Source organism: Cellulosimicrobium sp. PMB13 (genome assembly GCF_051294865.1).
In the GTDB taxonomy this organism is placed as follows: Bacteria; Actinomycetota; Actinomycetes; order Actinomycetales; family Cellulomonadaceae; genus Cellulosimicrobium.
Genome location: NZ_CP145910.1, coordinates 2,389,127 through 2,415,398 on the forward strand (window position 1 = coordinate 2,389,127; position 26,272 = coordinate 2,415,398).

Here is a 26,272-nt window from a genome sequence, read left to right on the forward strand (position 1 = left end):
GCACACATGCTCGCGCGTCGACGCTCCCGCGCGCAGACGGGCCTGCTCGCGACGATCCTGCTGCTCGCGGCGATCATCGTCGCGACCGTCGGGACGACGGTCGGCTACGTCCAGGCGTCGGCCACGGCGGGCGCTCGGGACGCGCTGGACAGCGCGACGCCGACGGCGCGTGCCGTCCAGGTCCAGACCAGGGTCGCGGCCGACGAGCAGGCGCAGGACGCGCGCGTGCGCGACGTGCTCGCGCGCGACCTCTCCGGGGTACCCCTCGAGGTCGACCGCACCGTGCGCACGGAACCCCTGCCGCTCGCGGTCCGGTCGTCGGACGGGGGCGCCAGCCCGGTCGACGAACCCGTGCGGACCGTCGTCGAGGTCGACCCCGCGCTTCCCGACGTCGCGCAGCTCGACGGCGCCTGGCCGTCCGCGCCGGACGAGACCGCGATGCACGCCGACGCCGCAGCCGCCCTCGGCGTCGTGGCCGGCGACGTCGTCGTCGTGGACCGTTCCGAGACCGACCCGGGCGCCGAGCCCGGTACGGAGCTGACGGTCGTCGGGACCTGGCGTCCTACCGACGCGGACGACCCCCGCTGGTTCGACGACCCCCTCTCCGTCGCCGGCGCGGACGGCTCCGTGCTGGGACCGCTCGTCGTGACGCCCGAGGCGCTCGGCGCCCTCGACACGACGCCCTTCGTCCGCTGGACCGTCGTCCCGGACGCGACGCGGGTCGACCCGGCGGACCTCGCGGAGATCGCCGCCGGGGCGAGCGCGCTGCGCGCTGGCCTGCGCGACGACGACGTCGTCGCCGTGCGCGGCCTGACGGTGGCGGGGGAGCTCGGGGCGACCGCCGCGCAGGCGCGGGAAGCGCTGCGCGCGGCGAGCGCCGTCACCCTCGTCCCGGTCCTGCTCCTGCTCGTGGTGAGCGTCGTCGCTCTCGTCCAGGTGGCACGGCTGCTCGCGCAGACCCGTGCCGGCGAGACCGGTCTGCTCGTCGCGCGCGGCGCGTCCACGCGGCAGCTCACGGTCGTGGCGGGCGTCGAGGCGGCGCTCGTCGTCGGCCCCGGCGCGCTCCTGGGCGGGGCGGCGGCCCAGCTCGTCCTCGCCGTGACCGTGGGCGGTGGCCGGGGGACCGGTGCGCCGTGGATGGTGGCGGTCGCGGGTGCGGTGGTCGGGTCCGCGCTCGTGACGGGCGTCGCATGGTGGCACGCGCGTGCCGTCGCGCGGCTGCGCCAGTCCGACCGGTCGGGCCGCGCACGGGTCGCGGCGGCCGCCGGCACGCTCGTCCTCTCGCTCGTCGTCGCGGGGCTCTGCCTGTGGCAGCTCCTGCGCTACGGCTCGCCGCTCGTCGTGACGGGCGCGTCGACCCAGGTGGACCTGCTCGCGGTCCTCGCCCCCGCCGCGGTGCTTGTCGCGCTGGCGATCGTGGCTACCGGAGTGCTGGGCCCGGTCGGGTCGCTGGCTGAGCGTCTCGCAGCCCGCGGCGGCGGGCTCACGGTGCCTCTCGCCGCTCGTCAGGTCGCGCGCCGGCTCGTCGTCGTCGCGGTGCCGGTGGTCCTCGTCGTCCTCGCGGCCGGGTCCGGGACGCTCGCCGGCGCGTACGCGGGCACGACCGGGTCCCTGCGGACCTCCCTGGCGGAGCTGCGGACCGGGGCCGACGTGCGCGTGGTCACCGACGGCGTCGTGACGGTCGCCGGGACGAGCAACCCGCCGCTCGTCGCGGACTACGCGGCGCTCGACGGCGCCTCGGGCGCGTCGAGCGTCCTCGACCTGCCCGGTGTGCTGGGGGAGGACCCGCTCGCGCTCCTCGCGCTGGACGCCGACGTGTCGGAGGACGTGGTCACGTCGGTGGACGCCGCCGATCTCACGGCAGGGCTGCGGGAGGACGCGGCCGACCAGGGCGCGCCGCTCCCGGACGGGACGGAACGCCTCGCGCTCGACGTCACGGCGTCGGTCGCCCCGACGGTCGAGATCACCCCCGAGCAGCCCTACTACTGGTACGACGTCCACCAGGCCCGGGGGCTGCGCGCGGTCGCCTGGGTGGTCGACGAGTCCGGCGCGCTCAACCAGGTGCCGCTCGGCGAGCTGAGCGTCACCTACGCGCCCGACGTCGCGGCCGACGTGACCTCGACGCCCACGGAGCACACCCTCACGGGGGACCTGCCGGGTCCCGGGACGTGGCGCCTCGCCGCGGTCGACCTCGTGCTCGGGACGCCGGGCATGCCCGGTCAAGCCTCGGTCACTCTCGACGCCGCGCGCGCCCTCACGCCCGCGGGCGAGGAGGACGTCGTGCTCGACGGCGGGTGGGAACCGGTGACCACGCTCGTGCGCGACGGGCTCGCCGAGATCGAGCCGGCGCAGCCCGCAGGGTTCTCGGCCGCCCTCACGACGAACGGCCTCCCGCTGACGCTGCGGCTCCTCCCCGGCGGCGACGACGCGCCGCCAGCCGTCCCGGTGACCGTGCCCGCGCCGCTCGCGGGCCGGTACGAGCTGACGCCGGGGGACGAGTCCGTCCTGACCGTGTCCGGCGTCGACGTCCCGGTGCGCGTCGCGCACGTCGTCGACGTGATCCCCGGCGCGGTGGACCGGACCGCGGTCGTCGCCGACCAGGCCACGCTCCTGCAGCACCTGCTGCGCGTCCTGCAGGCGGTGCCCCGGGCGGACGAGGTGTGGCTCGGTGCGTCCGGCGAGGACGCGGCGCGCGACGACCTGGCCGCGGCGGCCCTCGCGCTCGCGCGCGACGAGGGCGGGTCCGGCGCGACCGTCGCGGTGGCGGGCGCCGAGGTGGGACCTGACGTGTCCGCGCCGGTCCGTGTCGCCTTCTGGCTCGCGGCGGTCGGCGCGGTCGTGCTCGCGCTCGCGGGCGTCCTCGCGGTCGCGCTGGCCCTCCTGAGGTCGCGTCGCGCCGAGGTCATGGTCCTGCGGGCGCTCGGCATGCCGTCCGGTGCCCAGTCCCGGGGCCGCGCCCTCGAGCTGGTTGCCGTCACGGGGACCTCCGTGGTCCTGGGCGTGCTCGCCGGGTGGCTCGTCGCGGCCCTCACCGTGGCACCGCTCGCGCGCGCGACGCTCGGCGACGCGGCGGACGTCCTGCCCGTCCCGCTCGAGGCGTCCCTCGCTCCCACGGCACTGCTGGTCGGCGTGCTGGTCGTGGGGCTCGCCGGGGTGGCCGTCGTCGTCGCGGGACGCGTGCGCGCCCAGGCGCTCGACGCCGAGTACCGGGAGGAGATCCGATGAGGCTCGCGCGCCTGACGTGGCGCCAGTTCGCCGCCCACCGGGCCGTCTCGGTCGCCCTCGCCGTCGTGGTGCTGCTCGTCGCGTTCGTCGTCACGGCGTGGCCGCGCGCGGTCGCCGCGACGAACACCGCGCAGGTCGAGCACGTCCTGTCGACGTCCACACCGTTGCAGCGCGACGTCATCACCGTGAGCCAGTCGGCACCCGACCTCGGCCCGGCGGAGCCGGCGGGGAGCACCGGGCTCGACGCGGGTGCGGAGGAGGTCTGGGGCGCGTTCGTCCAGGGGCTCACGACGCTGCGCGACGACCAGCCGGAGCCGCTGCGCACGCCCCTGGGCGACCCTGCGTTCACCATCGAGGACGAGGCGCGCGCCCTCCCGGAGGTCGCCGGCAACGACGTGCGCTTCCCCTCGGGCGTGCTCAAGATCGACCCGCGCCTCGCCGAGCACGTCACCCTCGTCGCGGGGGAGTGGCCAGGGCCGGTCGAGGAGCCCGTGCCCTCGGGAGACGGCACCGCCGTGGTCGACGCCGACGGGACCGTGCACGTCATAGGCGCCCAGGTGCTCGACGTCGTCACGTCGGCCGAGGCGGCCGACGTGCTCGGGTGGTCGGTCGGTGACGTGCACGAGCTCGACGCGCTCACGCGGGTCCGGCTGACGGGGACCTTCGAGGCCGTCGACCCGGCCGACGACTACTGGCAGCACAACCCGTACTCCGCGGCGCCGCAGGTCGTGGACGACCTCAACCTGGGCCGGTCCGCGAGGACGGCGCTCTACCTCGACGCGGCGACCGCCGACCAGGCGTTCCTGCTCGACCCGACGACGCGCGTCTGGTACCCCGTCACGGGCGCCGGCGTGGAGGCCGACGACGTGGCGCCGCTGCTCGCGCAGCTGCGCGGATTCACCGCGACGCCGCACCCCGTGGTCGACGGCGGGACCTTCGTGCTCACGCCGGCGAGCGAGATGACGACCGTCCTGTCGTCGCTGCTCGCCCAGCAGCGGGCGTCGTCCGCGATCCTCGCGGTCGTCGCGGTCGGACCGCTCGGCGTCACCGTCGCCGTCCTGCTGCTCGGCGCGCGGCTCGTGGTGTCACGACGGCGGACCTCGCTCGCGCTGCTGCGGGCGCGTGGTGCGTCGGGCGTCCAGCTGCGCGGGCTGATGGGCGCGGAGGGACTGGCCCTCGGGCTGCCGGCGGCGGCCCTGGGCGCCGTCGCCGCCGTCCTCGCCGTCCCTGCCGCGGCCGGAGGGGGGTCGGTGGGTCCCGGCACGTTCGTGCCCGCCCTGCTCACGGCGCTCGCCCCCGCGCTGCTCTTCGCGCTCACCACGTCGCCCGCCGGGCTGCGCGACACCCGGGCGGACCTCGGCACGACGCGCAGCCGCTGGCGCGGGCTCGTCGAGCTGCTCGTCGTCGTGGCAGCGGCCGTGTCCGTCGTGCTGCTCCTCCAGCGCGGCGTGATCGTCGGACCGGGCGCCGACCCGTCCGGCACGACCACCGGAGCGGTCCCGGCCGCAGGCCCGGGGGTCGACCCGCTGCTCGCCGCAGCGCCGCTCCTCCTCGCCCTGGCGACGTGCGTCGTCGTGCTGCGCGTCTACCCGCTGCCCGTCCGGGCGCTCGAGCGCGTGTTCCGCTCGCGCCGCGACCTCGTGCCGTTCCTGGGCGCAGCGCGCGCGGTGCGCGACCCCGCGGGAGGCGTCGTGCCTGCGCTCGCGCTGGTCGTCGGCGTGGCCGTCGCCCTCTTCTCCGGGGTGCTGTACTCCACGGTCCGGTCGGGCGTCGAGACGCTCGCCTGGGGCGCGGTGGGCGCCGACCTGCGGGTCAGCGGACCGATCATGGACGACGAGGTCGTCGACGCCCTGCGGGCCGTCGACGGGGTCGCCGAGGTCGCCACCGTCACCGACGCGGGCGAGCTGCCGCTGCGTGCCGGGGTCTCGGGGGAGCGCGTCACCGTGCTCGCCGTCGACACGGACGAGCTCGCCGCCGTCCAGGAGGACGTCCCCGGTGCTCTCGAGCTGCCCGAGGGCCTCGGCGCGACGGGCGACCTGCTGCCCGTCGTGGTGTCGGACGCACTCTCGATCCCGGCCGGCGCCCAGGACGTGACCCTCGTCGCGAGCACGCCGGCTGCGGTCGACGTCCTCGCCACGAGCGGTCCGGTGCCCGGTCTGTCGGCACCGCGCGCCTTCGTCGTCGTGGACCGCGACCGGGCCACGGAGGCCCTCGACGTCACGTTCCGTCCGCGCGTCGCGCTGCTCGCGCTCGAGGACGGCGCGGACGTCGCCGCGGTCCGCGCGGCCGTCGCCGACGTCCTGCCGCAGTCCGCGATCACGAGCCCTCACGAGATCTCCGCCCAGGCGCTCGGGTCGCCCGCCGCCGAGGGGATGAACCGCGCCTTCGTCGTGGCGATCGTCCTGTCCGGGCTGCTGTGCGCCGCTGCGGTCGTCATGACGCTCATGGTCGGGGCGCCCGCGCGCGACCGGCTCGTCGCCGTCCTGCGCACGCTCGGGCTCGAGCGGCGCGGGACCCGCGGGCTCGTGGCCTGGGAGATCGGCCCCTGGGCGCTCGCCGCGCTCGTCGTTGGGGCCCTGCTCGGGCTGGCCGTGCCGGCGCTCGTGCTGGCAGCCGTGGACCTGACGCCGTTCACGGGGGGCGAGGCCCAGCCGTCGCTCGCGATCGACCCGGCGCTGCTCGGGCTCGTCGCGGGCGGGTTCGTCGTCGTGGTGGTCGCGGCCGTCGCGGCATCCACCGCCCTGAGCCGGCGGACCAACCTCGCAGCGGAGCTGCGCATCGGTGAGGAGAGGTGACATGACGACCAGGACCGGACTCAGGACCGGAGCCGAGGCCGCGGAGCCCGTGGCGAGGAGCGCGACGGGACCCGACGAGCGCTCGTCGGCCCGTGTACCCGGGGTCGTGGCGGAGCCGGACATCCTGTGCCAGGACCTCGTGCGGATCTTCTCCGCCGACGGCGTCGAGGTGCAGGCGCTGCAGGGGCTGAACCTGCGGGTGGACCCGGGCGAGCTCGTGGCGATCGTCGGGGCGTCCGGGTCGGGCAAGTCGACGCTGCTGACGATCCTGTCCGGGCTCGACCGCCCCACCGGCGGCTCGGCCGTCGTGGCCGGCACCGACCTCCTGACCATGGGGCGCCGGGAGCGCGTGCGCTACCAGCGGCACACGGTCGGCTTCGTCTGGCAGCAGACGAGCCGGAACCTCCTGCCGTACCTCAGCGCGGCCGAGAACGTGGCCGTCCCGCTGGCGCTCGCGGGGGACCTCGATGCGCGGGAACGGCGCGCCCGGGTCGACGCGCTCCTCGAGCTCCTCGAGGTGGGGCACGTCCGCGACCGTCGGCCCGACCAGATGTCGGGCGGCGAGCAGCAGCGCACGGCGCTGGCCGTCGCCGTCGCGAACGCGCCGCGCGTCCTGCTCGCCGACGAGCCGACGGGCGAGCTGGACGAGGCGACGTCCGTCGAGGTGCTCGAGGCGATGCGTGGCGTCAACGCCGAGCTGGGCGTCACGACGCTGATCGTCACGCACGACCCGACGGTGTCCGACCACGTGCTGCGCACCGTGCAGATCCGCGACGGGCGCACGTCGACCGAGGTGCTGCGCCGCACCGAGGTGGACGAGCACGGGTCGGAGCGGCACGTCGCGGAGGAGTTCGCGGTGCTCGACCGCGTGGGCCGGCTCCAGCTCCCGCCGGACTTCGTCGCGAGCCTCGACCTGCGCGACCGGGTGCGGCTGGCGCTCGAGACCGACCACGTCGGGGTCTGGCCGGACGGCCGGAGCCGGGCGGTGACCGACGACGACGCGACGACGGCCGACGCGACGACGGCCGGCGGGGCGACGCCGCGCGAGGAGGACGAGCGATGAGCGAGACCCAGGGTGCGACCTCGGCGCAGGCCGTCACGCCGACCGAGGGCGCGCCTGACGTCGCGCTGCGCGCCGAGGGCGTCGGTCGGGTGTTCGGGCACGGCGCGACCGCGGTGCACGCGCTGACCGACGTCGGTCTGGCCGTGCACCCGGGGGAGCTGCTCGTCGTGCGCGGCCCGTCGGGCTCCGGCAAGACGACCCTCCTCAACATCCTGGGCGGCCTCGACCGTCCGACCACCGGGAGCGTGCACCTCGCGGGGGACCGCGAGCTGTCGGCGATGCCCGAGCGGGACGTGCTCGAGGTCCGTCGCCGCGAGATCGGCTACGTGTTCCAGTCGTTCGGGCTCGTCCCGGTGCTGTCCGCGGCGGAGAACGTCGAGGTCCCGCTGCGGCTGCAGGGCGTGGACGCCCGCGAGCGTACCGAGCGGGTCGCGCAGGCGCTGGCCCTGGTCGGCCTGGAGAGCCACGCGGCCCAGCGTCCGTACGAGCTCTCCGGGGGCCAGCAGCAGCGGGTGGGGATCGCTCGGGCCCTCGTGGCGGAGCCGCGGATCCTCGTGGCGGACGAACCGACCGGACAGCTCGACTCGGGGACCGCGGCGACCGTGATGGACCTGCTGCGCGACGTCGTGCACGAGCGCGGTGTCGCCGCCGTCGTGTCGACCCACGACCCGATCCTCATGCAGCGCGCGGACCGCGTCGTCGAGCTGCACGACGGTCGCGTGGTGGAGCGCACCGCCTGACCTTCCGGTTGCCGTGCCGCCCCGGCACGGCAAGCCTGGTGGGATGGCCTCCAGCGACGGACCGACGCCCGACCGCCCGATCGACGAACCCACGGCCGAGCAGCGACCGGCCGAGCTCCGAACGGCCGACGAGGACGTGCGCTCGGGCCGGCCGTTCCCCCCGGTCTTCTACCCGGCTGCCGGGGTGATCCTGCTCTTCGTCCTCGCCGCGGTGCTGTTCACCGACGCCGTCTCGGCGCTCATGACGACGCTCCAGCGCGACGTCATCGGGGTCTTCGGCTGGTACTACGTGCTGCTCGTCGCCGGGTTCGTCGTGTTCGCGCTGTGGATGGGCCTGAGCCGGTTCGGGGACATCGTGCTCGGCAAGGACGAGGACGAGCCGACCTTCCGGCTCCCCGTGTGGTTCGCGATGCTCTTCGCCACGGGCATGGGCATCGGCCTCGTGTACTGGGGCGTCGCGGAGCCGCTCACGCACTACGTGACGCCCAAGCCGGGCGTCGAGGGCAGCGACCCCGTCCTCGCGCAGGCCGCGATGGGCCAGAGCTACCTGCACTGGGGCATCCACGCGTGGGCGATCTACGTCGTCGCCGGACTGTCCCTCGCGTACGCGATCCACCGCAAGGGCCGGCCGGTGTCGATCCGCTGGGCGCTCGAACCGCTCCTCGGCGACCGGGTCAAGGGGTGGCTCGGCAACGTCATCGACGTCGTGGCGATCGTGGGCACCGTCTTCGGGGTCGCGACGTCGCTCGGTTTCGGTGTCCTGCAGATCTCGGCGGGCCTGGGGTACTTCGACGTCGTCGAGCCCAGCACGGCGCTGCAGATCGGGCTCATCGCGGCGATCAGCGCGATCGCGACGCTCTCCGTCGTCTCCGGGCTGGGCAAGGGCATCAAGTGGCTCTCGAACGGGAACATGGTGCTCGCCGGCGCGCTGGCCGTCGTGGTCCTGATCCTCGGTCCGACGCTCTTCCTCCTGCGCGAGTGGGTCCAGTCGCTCGGGTACTACCTGCAGAACATCGTGCGGCTCACGTTCGACACGACGGCGTTCCAGGGCGCGGCCGGGCTCGAGTGGCAGTCGTCGTGGACGATCTTCTACTGGGGCTGGTGGATCTCCTGGGCGCCCTTCGTCGGCGTCTTCATCGCCCGCATCTCCCGCGGCCGCTCGGTGCGCGAGTTCGTCCTCGGCACGCTGCTCGTCCCGACGATCGTCACGACGCTGTGGTTCTCGATCTTCGGCGGCTCCGCGCTCGAGCGCGAGCTCACCGAGCCCGGCAGCATGCTCGACGACGGCGCCGTGAACTCCGACACGGCGCTCTTCCAGCTCCTCGACGGACTGCCGCTGTCGACGGTCCTGTCGGTCGTCGCGATCGTGCTCATCGTCGTGTTCTTCGTGACGTCGTCCGACTCGGGCTCGCTCGTGGTCGACATGCTCGCCTCGGGCGGCAACCCGAACCCGCCGACGTGGAGCCGGATCTTCTGGGCGGCCGTGTCCGGCCTCCTCGCGATCGCGCTGCTCCTGGCGGGAGGACTGTCGGCGCTCCAGACCGCCGCGATCCTCATCGCCCTGCCGTTCTCCGTCGTGATGATCGGGATGGCGGTGTCCACGGTGAAGGCGCTGCGCGTGGAGCACGCGGCGATCGTGCGGGCGGAGCGCCGCGCGGCGCGCGCCGCGCTCACCGAGCACGTGACCACACGTGTCTCGGAGTCGATCTCGGAGCAGTGGGAGGAGCTGTACCCGGACCCGCCGGACCGCTGGACCCCGTTGCGGCGGCGCCCGGCCCGGCGCTCGGACGACGGCGGATGAGGTCGCCGGTGCGTCCCTGAGCGGCGGTGTGCCGCGCGGGGTGAGGACGTGTGGTGGACCCCACGGCGGTGGACTGGGCACGGCCCTGTAGGATGGACGTCGCCCGGTCGACGGCGTTTCTGCCGTGCCGGACGAGCAACCTGCTCGTCCGCGCAGCGGTGTCGCGGGGGCACCCGTCCACGACGGTCGCCCGTGCTGCGTCGTCCCGCCCCTCCTCCTGAGATGAGTAACTGACATGTCTGTGCGCTCCGACCTGCGCAACGTCGCGATCGTCGCCCACGTCGACCACGGCAAGACGACCCTGGTCGACGCGATGCTGCGGCAGTCCGGCGCCTTCTCGGCGCACCAGCAGGTCGACGACCGCGTCATGGACTCCGGCGACCTCGAGCGGGAGAAGGGCATCACGATCCTCGCGAAGAACACCGCGGTCCGGTACGCCGGTCCGGCGGCGGCCGCGGTGGGTGAGTCCGAGGGCATCACGATCAACGTCATCGACACGCCGGGCCACGCCGACTTCGGCGGTGAGGTCGAGCGCGGACTGTCCATGGTGGACGGCGTCGTGCTGCTCGTCGACGCGAGCGAGGGCCCGCTCCCGCAGACGCGCTTCGTGCTGCGCAAGGCGCTCGCCGCGAAGCTCCCGGTGATCATCGTCGTCAACAAGGTCGACCGCCCCGACTCCCGCATCACCGAGGTCGTTGCCGAGGCGACGGACCTGCTCCTCGGGCTCGCGAGCGACCTCGCGGACGAGGTCCCGGACCTCGACCTCGACGCGATCCTCGACGTCCCGGTCGTCTACGCGTCCGCGAAGGCCGGGCGTGCGTCGCTCGACCAGCCGCTCGACGGCCAGCTCCCCGCCAACGAGGACCTCGAGCCGCTCTTCTCGACGATCCTCGAGAAGATCCCCGCCCCGACGTTCGAGGAGGGTGCGCCGCTCCAGGCCCACGTCACGAACCTCGACGCGTCGCCGTTCCTCGGGCGCCTCGCGCTCCTGCGCGTCTTCAACGGCACGCTGCGCAAGGGCCAGGTCGTCGCGTGGGCGCGCCACGACGGCACGATGCAGAACGTCAAGATCACCGAGCTCCTCGAGACGAAGGCGCTCGACCGCGTGCCGACCGACTCCGCCGCGCCCGGCGACATCGTCGCGGTCGCGGGCATCGCCGACATCACGATCGGCGAGACGCTCACGGACCCCGACGACCCGCGCCCCCTGCCGCTCATCACCGTCGACGACCCGGCCATCTCGATGACCGTCGGGATCAACACGTCGCCGCTCGCGGGCAAGGGCGGCAAGGGCCACAAGGTCACCGCGCGCCAGGTCAAGGACCGTCTCGACGCCGAGCTCGTCGGCAACGTGTCGCTGCGCGTCCTGCCGACGGACCGCCCCGACGCCTGGGAGGTCCAGGGCCGCGGCGAGCTCGCGCTCGCTATCCTCGTCGAGCAGATGCGCCGGGAGGGCTTCGAGCTCACCGTCGGCAAGCCGCAGGTCGTGACGCGCACGATCGACGGCAAGACGCACGAGCCGATGGAGCGCATGACGATCGACGTCCCCGAGGAGTACCTCGGTGCCGTCACGCAGCTCATGGCGCAGCGCAAGGGCCGCATGGAGACCATGTCGAACCACGGCACCGGCTGGATCCGCATGGAGTTCATGGTCCCCGCGCGCGGGCTCATCGGCTTCCGCACGCGCTTCCTCACGGAGACCCGCGGCACCGGCATCGCGTCGTCCATCTCCGAGGGCTACGAGCCGTGGGCCGGCCCCATCGAGACCCGCACGACCGGCTCGCTCGTCGCGGACCGTGCCGGCAAGGTGACGCCGTTCGCCATGATCAACCTCCAGGAGCGCGGCTCGTTCTTCGTCGACCCCACGCAGGAGGTCTACGAGGGCATGATCGTCGGCGAGAACTCGCGCAACGAGGACATGGACGTGAACATCACCAAGGAGAAGAAGCTCACGAACATGCGGTCCTCGACGGCCGACAACTTCGAGAACCTCATCCCGCCGCGCCACCTCACGCTCGAGGAGTCCCTCGAGTTCGCGCGCGAGGACGAGTGCGTCGAGGTCACGCCCGAGGTCGTACGCATCCGCAAGGTCCTGCTCGACCAGACCGAGCGCGCCCGCGCGACGTCGCGGGCCAAGCGCGCCTGACCCCTCCCGTGGGAGACCCCGTCGCCCGTCCCGCCGTCGTGCCCGCCGGCAGCGTCCGCGTCGTGCCCGACGGCGGGCTGCTCGCCGTCCACGCGCACCCGGACGACGAGACGCTCGCCACCGGCGCGCTCCTCGCCACCTGGGCGGCGGCGGGGGAGCGCGTCACGGTCGTGACGTGCACACGGGGGGAGCGCGGCGAGGTCATCGACACCGCGGCGCACCCGACCGGCGTCGGGCACCTCGAGGGGGAGGGACCCGCCCTCGCGGCCTACCGCGAGGGCGAGCTCGCGCGCGCCCTCGACGCGCTGGGCGTCACCGACCACGTCTTCCTGGACACGGCCGCCCCCCTCACCGCCTCCGGTGACGGTCCCGGCGTCGTGCCCGACGCCGGGCGCCTGGCCCGGTACACCGACTCCGGCATGGCGTGGGCCGCGCCGGGCATCGCGCGCGCGACGGCGGAGGCCGAGCTGCCCGACGGAGCGTTCGTCGGCGTCCCGCTCGACGAGGCGGCGTCCCGCCTCGCCGCCGTGGTCCTGTCGCGGCGACCGGCCGTCGTCGTGACGTACGAGGCGGGCGGGGGCTACGGGCACCCTGACCACGTGCGCGCGCACGACGTCACGGCCCGAGCGCTCGAGCTGCTCGACGAGGCGGGCGAGGGCACGCCCGAGCTCTGGACCGCCGTCGTGCCCGCCGCGCTGCTGCGCTCCGCGCGCCGCGCCGTGGGTGCCCAGCCCGAGGTCCGAGCGTTGCTCGAACGTGTCGACGGGCTCACGCTGCCCGACCCGTCGGCGGTACTGCCGTCCGTCGCGCTGCCCGAGGCGACCCCCGGGTCCGGCACGACGCCCCGGACCGGCACGACGCCCGGGTCCGGCGGCGAGCCGTCGCGCCCGGCGTTGCGGTCGGTGCCGGTCGCGCCGGTGCTCCCTGCCGTGCTCGGCGCCCTGCGCGCGCACGCCACGCAGGTGCAGCACGTCGGGACCGCGTCGTCCGCCGCCGACGACGACCTGCCGCTCGTCGGCTGGTACGCCCTGAGCAACGACGTGCTCGCGCCCCTGCCTTCACACGAGTTCTACGCCGCCTCCCGTCCCGCTCTGCGGGGCCCCCGGGATTCCGGCGCGCGCGGCCAGTAGCCTCTACCTGTGGAGAACAGCACCGGACGTGTCGTGGGTCGTGGAGCGGCGTGCGCGCTGATCGGGGCGATCGTCGGTCTCGTCGGCACGATCGCGCACCGCGCTCCCGTCGTCGACCTGCCGGCGCTGCACCTCGGGCTCGTCCTCGCCCTCCTCGCCGTCCTCGCGGCGGCGGTGCTGTCGCGGGCTTGGGGCGGTTACGCCGGGCTGCTGGGCTTCGGGGTCGGCTGGATGGTCGTCGTCCAGCTCCTCTCGCTCGAAGGACCGGGAGGCGACGTCCTCGTCCCCAGCCAGGTCGTCGGGTACGTCTGGATCTACGGTGGTCTGCTGGTCGTCGCGCTCGCCGCGTTCCTCCCGCGCTCGTGGTTCAGCGAGCGTCCCGTGCGGGCCGCTCTCCACGAGCGCCAGGTCGGGCAGAGCGGACATCAGGTGTAGATCCGCCCCGATAGAATCCCCGGTGCGGGCCACCGCACCCCTCGTCGTCACGCGCGCCTCGTCGCGCCCTCGCGTCACGGAGACAGTGGATGGGTCAGCCGACCGATCGAGACGAAGCTCTCGGCACGCCCCAGGACTCCTCGCCGGTACCCCCGGCGGGCGATCCGTCGACCCCCGCGGACGCAGGCACGACGCCCGCTGTGCCGGTGGACGACCGGTCGGGACCGGCGGCAGCGGGTGCTCCTGCCGATGCGGCGCGGGACCGCGACCAGGCGCCGGCGACGGCCGACGGTGCACCCACGGAGGGTGGCCAGGCGGCCCCGCAGTCCCCTGAGGTCGCGCCGACCGCGGACGAGTCCGGGAGCGTCGTCGAGAACGCCCACGACGGGGCGCCGGCCGTCACCGCCGAGGACCCTGCGGCCACGGCCACGTCGGGTGGCGAGGAGCCGGGCGTCGAGGCGCCCGAGGCACCGGGTGCCGGGGCGCCGGGTGCCGGCTCCTCCGAGGAGCTGGACGACGACACGCCGTACGTGCCGCTCGTGTTCGCCTTCGACCCTGCCGTCTCGGCGGTCGTCCGGTCCGCCGACGAGCCCGCGGCGCCCGAGCAGCCTGCCGCCGCGAGCAGCGGGCCGCAGGACGCCGTCGGCGCGAACGCTGCCGAGCCGGCTGCGTCCGCCGAGCCGGCTGCGTCCGCCGAGCCGGCTGCGTCCGCCGAGCCGGCTGCGTCCGCCGAGCCGGCTGCGTCCGCCGAGCCGGCCGCGTCCGCCGAGCCGGACGGCCCGGCCGAGCCGACGCCGGCCGCTGCGGCACCGGCCTCCGCTGCGCCCGCGCCTGACGAGTCGGCCCCGGTCGACCCGCGCCCGGGCACGCCCACCCAGCCCGAGACCGCCACGGTGCCGGTCGCAGAGGCGCCGGTCGCCGAGGTGCCGGTCGAGACCGGGCCGGTCGACGCTCCGCCGGCCGACGTCTCCACCGTTGACGCTCCTCCGGTCGACGCTCCGCCGGCCGAGACGACCGCCTCCGAGACGACGGCCTCCGACGAGGCGCCCGCTGGCGCCGCGTCGTCGGACACCGTGGTCCTGGACGCCGTCCCGGCCGTCCCTGGCGCGCAGGTCCCCGTCGAGCAGGCCCCGGCCGCCGAAGCCCCGGCCGCTGAGGTCCCAGTCTCCGAGGTCCCGGCCACCCCCCCGAGCGCTGCGGTCGAGCGGACCGAGGTGATCCCCGCCGTCGCGCCGTGGGAACGGCCCGCACCCGTGCGGGTCTCCACGAGGTCGGCCACGTCCGGCGCCGCGCCGGCCGAGCCGGCCGCGGCCACCGCGGCCACCGCGGCCACCGCGGCCCCTGCGGCCACAGCGGTCGGCGCGTTCGCGCCGGTCCCGCCGGACGAGGAGCGCGTGACGTCGCCGTTCGACGGCTTCGAGGAGGACGGCCCGCGCCGCGGGTGGGTCCGGGGTCTGCTGTGGACCGGGATCGCCGTCCTCGTGCTCGGCGGCCTGTACACCGGTGCCCAGTGGTACTTCTCGGACAAGGTCCCCAGCGGCACGACCGTCGCCGGCGTGGACGTCGGCGGGGCGACGCGGACCGCGGCGCAGGACGAGCTCGAGGCCGCCCTCGGCCCGCGCGCCGCGGAGCCCGTGACGCTCGTGGCCGGCGACGCCACCACGACGCTCGACCCGGCGACCTCCGGGCTCGCGTTCGACGCCGAGGCGACTGCGGAAGAGCTCACCGCCTTCTCGATGAACCCCGTGCGCCTGTGGGAGCACCTGTTCGGCGGCGAGGAGAAGCCGCCCGTCGTGACGGTCGACGAGGCCGCGCTCGACGCGCAGGTCGAGGCGCTGCGCGGCGGTCTCGACGTCGCGCCCGTCGACGGGACCGTGCAGTTCGTGGACGGCGCTCCGACCGCGACGCCCGCGGCCGACGGCGCGTCCGTCGTCGGGGACTCCGCGGTGGACACGATCGCGGCCGGCTGGCTCGTGACCGACGGCCCGATCGAGCTCGCGACGGAGCCCGTCGCCCCCGAGATCACCCAGGAGGAGACGGACGCTGCGCTCGCGGAGGCGCAGAAGGTCGTCTCCGCGCCGGTGGTCGTGGCGGTGGGGGACCAGTCGCCCGAGCTGCCCCCGGAGGTTCTCGCCGCGACCGCGTCGTACGCGGCCTCGGACGGCGCTCTCACCCTGACGTTCGACGGCACGGCGCTCGTGCAGGCGGTCGTGGACCGCACGAACGACCTGCTCACCGTCCCGGACGACGCGCACTTCGTCTTCTCGAACGGGGTCCCCGTCATCGAGGGCGGCGCACCGGGCACGACCATCGACCCGGCGGCGATCGCGACCGCCGTCGCGACGGCCGCCACCGGCGACGACCGGACGGCTCCGGTCGAGCTCGTCGAGAGCGACCCGGCGCAGTCGGTCGCGGCGCTCGAGGCGCTCGGGGTGAAGGAGAAGGTCTCGGAGTTCTCGACCCCGCTGACGAGCGAGCCCGTGCGCACCGAGAACCTGCGGGTCGGGGCGAGCAAGGTCAACGGCACGCTCGTCCTGCCGGGCGAGACCTTCTCGCTGACCGAGGCGCTGTCCCCGATCACGGCCGCGGGCGGCTACCGCTCCGCCGGCATCGTGCAGGACGGCAAGCACATCGAGGGCGTGGGCGGCGGTCTGTCGCAGATGGCGACCACGACCTACAACGCCGGCTTCTTCGCGGGCCTGGAGGACGTCGAGCACCGCCAGCACAGCTACTGGTTCTCGCGCTACCCGGCCGGGCGCGAGGCGACGATCTTCGTCGGCTCGCTCGACATGCGGTTCAAGAACGACACCCCCTACGGCGTGCTCATGCAGTCGTGGGTCGGCGGTGGGGAGCTGCACGTCGCGATCTGGAGCACGAAGCACTTCGAGGTCGAGACCACCGCGAGCCAGAAGTCGAACGTCGTCCAGCCCACGACGGTGACGCACACGGGCCCCGACTGCGTGCCGCAGGCGGCAGGGAACCCGGGCTTCTCCATCACGAACTACCGCAAGGTCTACCTGGACGGCGAGCTCGTCAAGGACGAGGCGGACCGGTGGACCTACAAGCCGGACAACCAGGTGGTCTGCGCTCCCTGAGCGCACCACCGGACGAGGAGTGCGCATGCTCGGACGCAGCGAACGGGAGTCGGGACCGCAGGCGCTGCTCGCCGCGACGGCGGCGGGCTGGGGCACCGAGGGCACGGCCGGCGACGCGCGCGGGCCAGCGGAGCGTGACGCGCTGCTCGACCTGGGCTCGACCACCGCGACCCTGTCGACCGTCGCGAGCATCGACGGGCTCTCCGCCGTCGTGCACCTCGGGCACCCCGCGCAGCCGTCGCACGAGCTCGAGAGGGCTCTGCTCGCCGCGCCGCCGTCCCTCGTCCTCTCGGCGGCCGTCGCGGTCCCGGCCCAGTGGGTGTGGGTCGGGCGGTCGGCGGGCGCGCAGGACGCGTCGGGGCCGGTCGTCGTCGACGAGGCGGGGATGCGCGACCGGCGCCACGTGCTGCGGACGATGGGCATGAGCCCTCGGCTCGTCCCGACGCGCACGTCGCTCGAGGAGCGGGTGGCGCTGGCCGGCTCCGACGGCACGCTCGTCGTCGAGCGCTCGGTCGCCACGTCGGCGCTCGGGCCGCTCGGCTTCGACGAGCTCCCCGGGAGCGAGGCCCTGTCCCAGGGGCCTCCGGTCTGGTACGGCCTGCTCGAGTCGCGCGAGTCGGCCCCCCGCGCCGCGGGCGCGGCCCAGGTCTGGTTCGCGTTCGGCCCGCGCGACGACCACCGCGGGTCGCTGCAGCAGACCCTCGGCCTCTTCGCGGACGCCGGGATCGACCTGCAGCACGTGCGCAGCCACCGCTCGCAGGCGGGTCCGCACATCTTCTTCTCCGCGTTCTCCTGCCCCGACGCCGACGTCCTCGACCGGCTCGTGGCGGACTTCGACGACCGCGGCGTCGCGCACCGGCTCCTCGCTGTGCTGCCGGGCCAGGAGTTCGTCCCCGGGCCGGACGCCCTGGCACCGCGCTGGTCGGCCGTCGGACCCCTGTCGCGGCCGGCCGACGCGCCGGCGGCAGAGCCCGATCTGCCCCACCTGCGGCCGGCGTGAGCGGCGTCGGCTACCTCGGGCCGCAGGGGTCGTTCACGCACCAGGCGGCCGCGGGCTGGGGACGTGACCACGCCGACGGCGCGGCGCTCGTCGCGCGCGGGTCGGTCGCCGACGTCTTCACCGCGGTGGCGGACGGGACCGACGCGCGCGGCGTCGTCGCGATCGAGAACACGGTCGAGGGCTACGTCGTCCCGTCGCTCGACGCGATCGTGGGCAGCGCCACGGTGGTCGCGGTCGACGAGGTCGTGCTCGACATCTCGTTCGACGCGTTCGTCCGCCCCGGCCACGGCACCCTGACGGAGGTGAGCGCGCACCCGCACGGGCTCGCCCAGTGCCAGGAGTTCGTGCTCCGCGAGGGGCTGCGCGCCGTGCCCGCGGCGTCGAACGCGGCGGCGTGCCGTGACGCCGGGACGCACCAGGTCGCGCTGGGCCCCAGCATCTGCGGCGAGCTCTACGGGCTGGACACGTACGCGCACGCGGTCGAGGACTTCGCCGGCGCCCGCACGCGCTTCCTCGTGCTCGCCCAGCGCTCCTCCGCGCGCGACGTGCTGGCGCGCACGCGCGCAGGGCACGACGGCGCGTGGCGGACCATGCTCGCCGTGACGCCGGTCGTCACCGGCCCGGGCGTGCTCGCGCGGATCACGCGGTCGTTCGGCGCGCGGGGCGTGAACCTGTCCAGTCTCATCACGCGCCCGCTGAAGGCGGTGGCCGGGACGTACGTCTTCGTGCTCACCGTCGACGGCGCCCCGTGGGACGTGCCCGTGCGCTCCGTCCTCGAGGACCTGCTCGCCGCAGGCGACTCCCTGAAGACGCTGGGCGTCGTGCCCGCGCGCGGCGAGCTCGACGAGTCGGTCCACGCCGACGTCGACGCGGCGCACGTCCCGGTCGGGAGCGTCGGGACCGACTCGTCGGCGGACGCGGTCCAGGGCGGGCTCCTGTGGTGACCGGCGCGGGACCCGGGGGCACGGCAGACCCCGGCTCGGTGGCGGTGGCCGGCCTGGGGCTCGTGGGCGGGTCGCTCGCGCGCCTCCTGCACGCGCGCGGCGTCGAGGTCACCGGCTTCGACGCGACCGCGGCGACGCGCGCGGCCGCGCGCGAGGCAGGGCTGCGCGTCGTGGACGACCTCGCGGCGCTGTGCGACCAGGAGCCGGACGTCCTCGTCCTCGCGGTGCCGCTGCGCGCGATGCGTGCCGTGACGACGGAGGTCGCGCGGCACGTCCGCGGCGCGACGGTCGTCACCGACGTGGGCAGCGTCAAGGGCGCCGTGCGGGACGCCGTCCGGGCAGCGGGTCTCGAGGCGCGGTACGTGGGCGCGCACCCCATGGCCGGCACGGAGCACTCCGGTTTCGACGCGTCGGACCCGGACCTGCTCGACGGCGCGTCCTGGGCGGTGACGGTCGACCCGTCGACGAGCGCCGACGCGTTCGCCGTCGTGCTGCGGCTCGTCACGGGCCCCCTGGGCGGCACGGTGCACGTCGTGACCGACGACGTGCACGACGAGTCGACCGCCCTCATCAGCCACGTGCCGCACGTGCTCGCGACCGAGCTGCTCGGCGTCGTCGCCGACGCCCCGGTGCGTGACGTCGCCCTCGGCCTGGCGGCAGGCAGCTTCCGTGACGCGACGCGCGTGGGCCGCACGGACCCGCGCCGCACCGAGGCGATGGTGACGGAGAACGCGGCCTGGGTCGCGTCCGCGCTCCGGGTCGTGGTGCGCGACCTCGAACGCCTCGTGCGCGCGCTCGAGTCCAACGCGCCGATCGGCGAGTTCTTCGACCGGCCGGACGCGGTGCGCGCGCTCCTCGCGGAGCAGGACGGGGCGCGCGCGCCCGAGCACGTGGCGCTCGACGAGGCAGGGGACTGGCGGGACCGGCTCACCGCGCTCGGCGCGCAGGGGCGCGTCGCCGTCGGTGTCGAGGACGGCGCCGTCGCCGTCCGCTGACGGACGGACCCGGTGGCACCTCGGCGCCCGCGGGTCGAGCCGCGGGCTCAGGTGGTCCGCCGCGGCGGTCGCGGCGGCACGACCTTCCCCGCGACGATCGCGTCCAGCGGCACCACGACGAGCGGCGGGCCGGCGTCCGCGGGACCGTGCCCGCGGTGGGGCAGCACGCTGCCGCCCGCGTCCTCGCGCAGGGTCAGCGCCGCGTCGTCGGTGCTCACGACGACGCCGATCACGTCCGTGACGGTCTTCCCGTCGCTCGTGACCTCCGCGGCGTCGAGGCGCCGGCGCACGACGACCCGGGTGCCTGGCGCCCAGGTCCGCCAGGGACCCTCGACGCGCCCGTCAGCGGGTCGTTCCTGCTCGCGCGACATGTCACGTCCGTCCACTGGCTGGTCTGCGGTGGCCGACCACCGCCCGACCTGAGCGATACTAGACGTGCATGCCCTCCGTGACCGCGCGCGGTCGCCGTCGGGCACGTGCCCCCCACGTGACCCGGCACCTCTCGCCGCGCCAGGTCCGAACGCCGCCAGAAAGGTTCCCGGTCGTGACATACGTGATCGCCCAGCCGTGCGTCGACGTCAAGGACAAGGCGTGCATCGAGGAATGTCCCGTGGACTGCATCTACGAGGGCAAGCGGTCGCTGTACATCCACCCGGACGAGTGCGTGGACTGCGGCGCGTGCGAGCCCGTCTGCCCGGTGGAGGCCATCTACTACGAGGACGACGTCCCCACCGAGTGGAGCGACTACTACCGCGCGAACGTCGAGTTCTTCGACGACCTCGGCTCGCCCGGCGGTGCCGCGAAGATGGGTCTCATCGAGAAGGACGACCCGATGATCGCGGCCCTCCCGCCGCAGGCCTGACCGGCCGGCGGGACATGGGCTTCGCCGACCTCTCCGGCCTCGCCTACCCCTGGGACACGCTCGCCCCGTACGTCGCGCGGGCCAAGGCCCACCCGCGCGGTCTCGTCGACCTGTCGATCGGTACGCCCGTCGACCCGACGCCGACGGTCGTGCGCGACGCGCTCGCCGCGGCATCCGACGCGCACGGCTACCCGACGACGCACGGCACCCCCGCGCTGCGCGAGGCCGTCGCCTCGTGGTTCGCGCGCCGGCGCGGGGTCGCGGACCTCGACCCGGACGCGGTCCTGCCCACGGTCGGGAGCAAGGAGCTCGTCGGCCTCCTGCCGTCGCTACTGCGCCTCGGCCCGGGGGACGTCGTCGTGCATCCCGAGACGGCGTACCCCACCTACGACGTCGGCGCCCGGCTCGCCGGCGCGACGCCGCTGGCGACGGACGACGTCGACGCGTGGGCAGGTCGTCCCGACGTCCGCCTCGTGTGGGTCAACTCCCCGAGCAACCCCACCGGGCGCGTGCTCGACGCCGCCCACCTCGCGCGGGTCGTCGCCGCCGCACGGGAGATCGGCGCCGTCGTGGCGAGCGACGAGTGCTACGCCGAGCTCGCCTGGTCCGAGCCGTACGCGACCGCGGGCGTCCCGAGCCTCCTCGACCCGGCGGTGAGCGGCGGCTCGCACGACGGGCTGCTCGTCACCTACTCCCTGTCCAAGCAGTCGAACGTCGCCGGGTACCGCGCGGCGTTCGTCGCGGGGGACGGCCGGCTCGTCGCGGACCTGCTCGCGACGCGCAAGCACCTCGGCATGATCGTTCCCGCCCCCGTGCAGGCAGCCATGGTCGCCGCCCTCACCGACGACGCCCACGTCGCAGAGCAGCGCGAGGTCTACGGTCGTCGTCGCGAGGTCCTGCTCGCGGCCCTGCGCGACGCGGGGCTCGGTGTGGACCACTCGGAGGCCGGCCTGTACCTCTGGGCGCGCCCGGAGCCCGGTCGGGACGAGCCGACGGACTGCTGGCAGACCGTGTCCGCGCTCGCGGACCTCGGCATACTGGTCGGACCGGGGTCGTTCTACGGCACGGGGGGTTCCGGGCACGTCCGGGTCGCTCTCACCGCGAGCGACGAACGCGTCCAGGAGGCTTCAGCGCGACTCTCCGGAGCCCGCTCGTTGGTGTGATCCGCCTCACTCTCGGGTGGTGATCTCGTGACGGTTCAGGATTGGTCACGTGCGGGTGATGCGGGGTACGGTCGACCGCGCGGCAACGGCGCGAGCAGCAGCAGGAAGGGAACCATGACCACCACACAGCAGGCGACGGTCCGCCTCCTCGTCGACGACCAGGCGCAGGACCTGCCTGTGGTCGCGGCGTCGGAGGGCAACGACGGCATCGTCGTGTCCTCCTTGCTGAAGTCCACCGGGCTCGTCACGGTCGACCCCGGCTTCATGAACACCGCGTCGTGCGAGTCGAGCGTCACGTACATCGACGGCGACGCCGGCATCCTGCGCTACCGCGGCTACCCCATCGAGCAGCTCGCCGAGCAGTCGAGCTTCCTCGAGGTCGCGTACCTCCTCATCCACGGCGAGCTGCCCGACACGCCGACCCTCGACGCGTTCGTCGAGCGCGTCAACCGCCACACCCTCGTGCACGAGGACTTCCGCACCTTCATGGGCACGTTCCCCCGGAACGCCCACCCCATGGCCGTCCTCTCCTCGGCGATCAACGCGCTGTCCACGTTCTACCCCGAGTCCCTCGACCCGTTCGACGACGAGACGGTCGAGCTCGCCACGGTCCTGCTCCTCGCGAAGACGCGCACCATCACGTCGTACCTGCACCGTCGCCGCGTCGGCGAGCCGCTGCTCTACCCCGACTACTCGCGCGGCTACGTCGACGACTTCCTCCGCATGACCTTCGCGACGCCGTACCAGCAGTACGAGGCCGACCCGGTCGTCGTCGACGCGCTCGACAAGCTCCTCATCCTGCACGCCGACCACGAGCAGAACTGCTCGACGTCGACCGTGCGCGTCGTCGGCTCGTCGCACGCCAACCTCTACGCGTCCGTCGCCGCCGGCGTCAACGCCCTCTCCGGCCCGCTGCACGGCGGCGCCAACGAGGCCGTCCTGTCGATGCTCGACAAGATCGCCAGCGCGGAGTACGACGTCGACACCTTCATGAAGAAGGTGAAGAACAAGGAGGACGGCGTCCGGCTCATGGGCTTCGGGCACCGCGTCTACAAGAACTACGACCCGCGCGCCGCGATCGTCAAGAAGTCCGCCGACGCCGTGCTGTCGACCCTCGGCAAGAAGGACCAGCTCCTCGACATCGCGATGCGCCTCGAGGAGATCGCCCTCCAGGACGACTACTTCGTGGAGCGCAAGCTCTACCCGAACGTCGACTTCTACACGGGCCTCATCTACAAGGCCATGGGCTTCTCCCCGGCCATGTTCACGCCGCTCTTCGCGCTCGGCCGCATGCCCGGCTGGATCGCGCAGTGGCGCGAGATGATGAAGGACCCCCAGACGAAGATCGGCCGCCCGCGCCAGGTCTACGTCGGCGAGACCGAGCGGGACTACGTCCCCGTCGCCGACCGCTGAGGTTTCACGGTCTCGACGCCGCGTCTCGCCCTCGGGTGAGGCGCGGCGTCCGTGCGTTCCGGGGGCGGTCTGGTTCGGCGCAGTGGTCGCCTCCGGGACCGGGTGTCGTGGTCGCCTCCGGGACGGGGTGTCGTGGTCGCCTCCGGGACGGGGTGGGATGTGCGGCGCCGGTCTACCATCCGCAGGCTCGTCCCTCGCCTGCTCCCGCCAGACCCACCACGACCGGCGCCGCACATCCCACCCCCTCCCTCGTCCGGTCCGTCACCTCGTCCGGTCGCGCGCTGCAGCTCAGGCGGGGTCGGGCGTGGCGACGGTGAGGCGGACGGTGCCCGGGGTGGGTGGTGCGGCGTCGGCGGGGTCGACGGTGGTCCAGGTCGGGTTGGTGCGGGTCCAGCGGCGGTCGGCGACCTCGACAGCCTCGACGTTCGTCGCGTCCGCCGACGCGACGGCCCACTGGGCGACGGCCCACGCGGCACGGTCCGGGCCGCCGTCGCCGGCCGCCGTCGGGAGGGACGTGGCGTCCACCGTCACCGCGCCGGTGGCGCCGTCCGTGGGGGTGACCGGGAGGGGGCCGAGGTCACGGGTGACGCGGGCGGTGAGAAGGGCCGCCGGGTCGGCGTCGGACCCGGGGAGCTCGCTGTCCGCGACCGTGGCGAGATCGCACGTGAGCGTCGCGGGGGAGTAGCCCGTGAGGGCGGACGCCCACGCGCGCGAGCGGGGCTCGTGCTGGGCGTACGCGTCGGGGAAGCCCGAGCGCTGCACGGCCTGGGCCGCGACGGTGACCTCCATGTCCTCGTAGCCCTCGATCGTCGCGAGGACGTCGTAGAAGGCGTTGGTCGAGTACACGGGGTCCATGATCTGCTCGACGCTGCCCCAGCCCTGTGACGGTCGCTGCTGGAACAGCCCGATCGAGTCCCGGTCTCCGTAGTCGATGTTCACGAGGCGCGACTCCTGGAGCGCCGTGGCGATCCCGATGGTCCCGGCGCGTGCGGGGAACCCGCGGCGCAGGGCCGTCGCGGTGACGAGCGCCGCGTTGTCGGCCTGCACGGTCGACAGGTACCAGGTGCGGCCGTCGGCGGTGGCGGCGCAGCGCTCGGCGACGGGGGTGTCCTCCTCGAGGCGGTTGAGCGCGACGACGACGCCCCCGACCGCGACCGCGGTCACCGTGAGGAGCGTGACCGCGGTGCGCAGCGGGCGCCGACGACGCCCGGCGCGTGCCGGTGGCAGGGTCCGGGTGCGGGGCGGGGACATCGGCGTCGGCTCGTCGGGTCGGAAGGGCAGGGATCAGTTGGCGTGCAGCGCCGCGTTGAGCTCGACGCCCGTCCCGGTGCGCGACACGGCCTCGACACCGCCCGTGAGCGAGTTGCGGCGGAACAGCAGGCCGGAGCGCCCGGCCAGCTCCCGGGCCTTGACCACGAGCGGCGCGCCCGTGTCGTCGGTCCGCCCGACCACGGTGACCTTCGTGCCGGCGGTGACGTACAGCCCGGACTCGACGACGCAGTCGTCCCCGAGCGGGATGCCGAGCCCCGCGTTCGCACCGAGCAGCGAGCGGCGGCCGACGGAGATCACCTCGCGCCCCCCGCCGGACAGCGTGCCCATGATCGACGCACCGCCCCCGACGTCGGACCCGTCACCGACGACGACGCCCGCCGAGATGCGGCCCTCGACCATCGACGTGCCGAGCGTGCCGGCGTTGAAGTTGACGAAGCCCTCGTGCATGACGGTCGTGCCGGGCGCGAGGTGCGCGCCGAGGCGGACGCGGTCGGCGTCGGCGATGCGCACTCCGGAGGGGACGACGTAGTCGACCATGCGCGGGAACTTGTCGACGCCGAGGACCGTCACGGACAGGCCCGCGGCACGCAGGCGCAGGCGCGTCTCCTCGAAGCCGGTGGTGGAGCACGGCCCGTGGTTCGTCCACACGACGTTGGCGAGGACCCCGAAGATCCCGTCGAGCGCGAGCCCGTGCGGCTCGACGAGGCAGTGGGACAGCAGGTGCAGGCGCAGGTAGGCGTCGGCGGTGTCTGCGGGCGGGACGTCCAGGTCGATCTCCGTGCGCACGACGACGACCTCGACGCGGCGGACCTCGTCGCGCTCCGCGAGCGCCTCCAGCGACGCGGGGACGCGCGCGTCCTCGGGGGCGGCGCCGAGCGCGGGCGAGGGGTACCAGACGTCGAGCACGGTGCCGTCGTCGGCGACGGTCGCGAGGCCGAGGCCCCACGCCGCGCGCGTTCCGGGGGCGGCCGCGGCCGGGGAGGTCGCAGGGGTCGCAGAAGTCATGCGGACCAGCCTATCCGCCGCCGGTAGGGTGCTGGGGTGACCTCTCCCACGGCACCTCCCACAGCGTCTCCTGCGGCCCGGGTGGCCCCCGTGCTCGATCTCGGCGGGGACCTCGTCGCGCTGTTCCGGGCGGTGTGCGACACGGCGTCGGTGAGCGGCGACGAGCGCGTGCTCGCGGACGCCGTCGAGGCGGCGCTGCGCGCGTGCGAGCACCTCGAGGTGGTCCGCGACGGCGACACGGTGGTCGCGCGCACGTCGCTGGGGCGTGATCGTCGCGTCGTGTTCGCCGGTCACCTCGACACGGTCCCGCTCACGGTCCCGCCGAACCTGCCGACGCGCGTCGTCGGCGAGGGCGACGCCGCGGAGGTCTGGGGTCGCGGCACGGTCGACATGAAGGGCGGGGTGGCGGTCGCGCTCGCGCTGGCCGCCGAGCTCGTGGAGCCCGCCCAGGACGTCACGTGGATCTTCTACGACAACGAGGAGGTCGCCGCGGAGCTGAACGGGCTCGGGCGCCTCGTGCGCAACCGTCCCGACCTCGTCGCGGGTGACTTCGCCGTCCTCGGCGAGCCCACGTCCGCCGGGCTGGAGGGCGGGTGCAACGGCACGCTGCGGGCCGACGTGCGCGTCCCCGGCGTCGCCGCGCACTCGGCGCGCGCGTGGACGGGCTCCAACGCGATCCACGCCGCCCACGAGGTGCTGGACCGCCTGGCCGCGTACGTCCCGGCGGAGGCGGAGGTCGACGGGCTCGTGTATCGCGAGGGCCTCAACGCCGTCGGCATCCGTGGCGGTGTCGCGGGGAACGTCGTCCCGGACGAGTGCGTCGTGACGGTCAACTACCGCTTCGCGCCGTCGCGCACGGTCGACGACGCGGCGCGGCACGTCACGGACCTCTTCTCCGGGTTCGAGGTCACCGTGACCGACGCGGCGCCCGGTGCCCGTCCTGGTCTCGACGACCCGCTCGCGGCCGACTTCGCGGCGAAGGTGCTCGCCGTGACCGGCGGCGCGCCCGGCCCGAAGTACGGCTGGACGGACGTCGCGCGCTTCGCGGAGCTCGGCGTCCCGGCCGTGAACTTCGGCCCCGGCGACCCGTTGCTCGCCCACAAGGACGACGAGCGGTGCCCCGTCGCGCAGCTCGCGCTGTGCCGTGACGCGTTGCGTGCGTGGCTGTCGGGCGACGACGCGGCATAG

At 74.7% G+C, this 26,272-nt stretch carries 19 protein-coding genes; 16 read left to right on the forward strand and 3 right to left on the reverse strand.

Going from position 1 to position 26,272, the window contains the following annotated elements; all coding sequences use genetic code 11:
* Positions 1-6: 6 nt before the first annotated feature.
* The 12 genes from V5D56_RS10760 to V5D56_RS10815 all read left to right on the forward strand — a co-directional run bounded on the left by V5D56_RS10760 (position 7) and on the right by V5D56_RS10815 (position 19,369).
* The gene (locus V5D56_RS10760; RefSeq protein ID WP_435735344.1) at positions 7-3,225 is read left to right on the forward strand and encodes an FtsX-like permease family protein; all 3,219 of its coding nucleotides are present in this window, start codon (positions 7-9) and stop codon (positions 3,223-3,225) included.
* Entirely contained in the window at positions 3,222-6,020 is a 2,799-nt protein-coding gene (locus V5D56_RS10765; RefSeq protein WP_435735345.1) for an FtsX-like permease family protein, read from the forward strand. Before V5D56_RS10760 ends, V5D56_RS10765 begins: the two co-directional genes overlap by 4 nt.
* A gap of 1 nt (position 6,021) precedes the next feature.
* The gene (locus V5D56_RS10770) at positions 6,022-7,083 is read left to right on the forward strand and encodes an ABC transporter ATP-binding protein (protein ID WP_435735346.1); all 1,062 of its coding nucleotides are present in this window, start codon (positions 6,022-6,024) and stop codon (positions 7,081-7,083) included.
* Positions 7,080-7,823 (forward strand): ABC transporter ATP-binding protein, encoded by a 744-nt coding sequence (locus V5D56_RS10775; RefSeq protein ID WP_435735347.1) that lies wholly within the window; start codon positions 7,080-7,082, stop codon positions 7,821-7,823. The genes V5D56_RS10770 and V5D56_RS10775 overlap by 4 nt, the downstream gene beginning before the upstream one ends.
* Positions 7,824-7,866: 43 nt before the next feature.
* Positions 7,867-9,624: a BCCT family transporter gene (locus tag V5D56_RS10780; protein ID WP_435735348.1), complete on the forward strand. Its 1,758-nt coding sequence runs from the start codon at positions 7,867-7,869 to the stop codon at positions 9,622-9,624.
* Between the two features lie 235 nt (positions 9,625-9,859).
* Positions 9,860-11,770: a translational GTPase TypA gene (gene typA / locus V5D56_RS10785; protein WP_435735349.1), complete on the forward strand. Its 1,911-nt coding sequence runs from the start codon at positions 9,860-9,862 to the stop codon at positions 11,768-11,770.
* Between the two features lie 8 nt (positions 11,771-11,778).
* On the forward strand, positions 11,779-12,900 hold the full coding sequence (locus V5D56_RS10790) for a PIG-L family deacetylase (protein ID WP_435735350.1): 1,122 nt from the start codon (positions 11,779-11,781) through the stop codon (positions 12,898-12,900).
* A gap of 9 nt (positions 12,901-12,909) precedes the next feature.
* Positions 12,910-13,335, forward strand: coding sequence for a DUF6113 family protein (locus tag V5D56_RS10795; RefSeq protein WP_435735351.1), 426 nt, complete (start codon positions 12,910-12,912; stop codon positions 13,333-13,335).
* Positions 13,336-13,541: 206 nt separating this feature from the next.
* Positions 13,542-16,430, forward strand: coding sequence for a VanW family protein (locus tag V5D56_RS10800; protein WP_435735352.1), 2,889 nt, complete (start codon positions 13,542-13,544; stop codon positions 16,428-16,430).
* A 25-nt stretch (positions 16,431-16,455) separates the two neighbouring features.
* A complete protein-coding gene (locus tag V5D56_RS10805) occupies positions 16,456-17,430 on the forward strand; it encodes a hypothetical protein (RefSeq protein WP_435735353.1) in 975 nt (324 codons plus the stop codon).
* Positions 17,427-18,374, forward strand: coding sequence for a prephenate dehydratase (locus V5D56_RS10810; RefSeq protein ID WP_435735354.1), 948 nt, complete (start codon positions 17,427-17,429; stop codon positions 18,372-18,374). The genes V5D56_RS10805 and V5D56_RS10810 overlap by 4 nt, the downstream gene beginning before the upstream one ends.
* A complete protein-coding gene (locus V5D56_RS10815; protein WP_435735355.1) occupies positions 18,371-19,369 on the forward strand; it encodes a prephenate dehydrogenase in 999 nt (332 codons plus the stop codon). Before V5D56_RS10810 ends, V5D56_RS10815 begins: the two co-directional genes overlap by 4 nt.
* Before the next feature lie 47 nt (positions 19,370-19,416).
* Here the strand turns inward: V5D56_RS10815 and V5D56_RS10820 are convergent, their stop codons facing one another.
* Complete coding sequence (locus V5D56_RS10820) at positions 19,417-19,740, reverse strand: hypothetical protein (protein WP_435735356.1); 324 nt, start codon at positions 19,738-19,740, stop codon at positions 19,417-19,419.
* Between the two features lie 173 nt (positions 19,741-19,913).
* Here V5D56_RS10820 and fdxA point away from each other — a divergent pair, with 173 nt between their 5' ends.
* From fdxA to V5D56_RS10835, 3 genes are all read left to right on the forward strand, one after another.
* On the forward strand, positions 19,914-20,231 hold the full coding sequence (gene fdxA / locus V5D56_RS10825) for a ferredoxin (RefSeq protein ID WP_024841122.1): 318 nt from the start codon (positions 19,914-19,916) through the stop codon (positions 20,229-20,231).
* Between the two features lie 14 nt (positions 20,232-20,245).
* The gene (gene dapC / locus V5D56_RS10830; protein ID WP_435735357.1) at positions 20,246-21,394 is read left to right on the forward strand and encodes a succinyldiaminopimelate transaminase; all 1,149 of its coding nucleotides are present in this window, start codon (positions 20,246-20,248) and stop codon (positions 21,392-21,394) included.
* A 114-nt stretch (positions 21,395-21,508) separates the two neighbouring features.
* A complete protein-coding gene (locus V5D56_RS10835; protein WP_435735358.1) occupies positions 21,509-22,807 on the forward strand; it encodes a citrate synthase in 1,299 nt (432 codons plus the stop codon).
* A gap of 288 nt (positions 22,808-23,095) precedes the next feature.
* Here the strand turns inward: V5D56_RS10835 and V5D56_RS10840 are convergent, their stop codons facing one another.
* Together V5D56_RS10840 and dapD are read right to left on the reverse strand one after the other, a co-directional pair.
* Positions 23,096-24,058, reverse strand: a complete 963-nt coding sequence (locus tag V5D56_RS10840; protein ID WP_435735359.1) for a hypothetical protein — start codon at positions 24,056-24,058, stop codon at positions 23,096-23,098.
* A gap of 33 nt (positions 24,059-24,091) precedes the next feature.
* Entirely contained in the window at positions 24,092-25,084 is a 993-nt protein-coding gene (gene dapD / locus V5D56_RS10845) for a 2,3,4,5-tetrahydropyridine-2,6-dicarboxylate N-succinyltransferase (RefSeq protein WP_435735360.1), read from the reverse strand.
* Between the two features lie 90 nt (positions 25,085-25,174).
* Between dapD and dapE the strand changes: the two genes are divergently transcribed.
* On the forward strand, positions 25,175-26,272 hold the full coding sequence (gene dapE / locus V5D56_RS10850) for a succinyl-diaminopimelate desuccinylase (protein ID WP_435735361.1): 1,098 nt from the start codon (positions 25,175-25,177) through the stop codon (positions 26,270-26,272).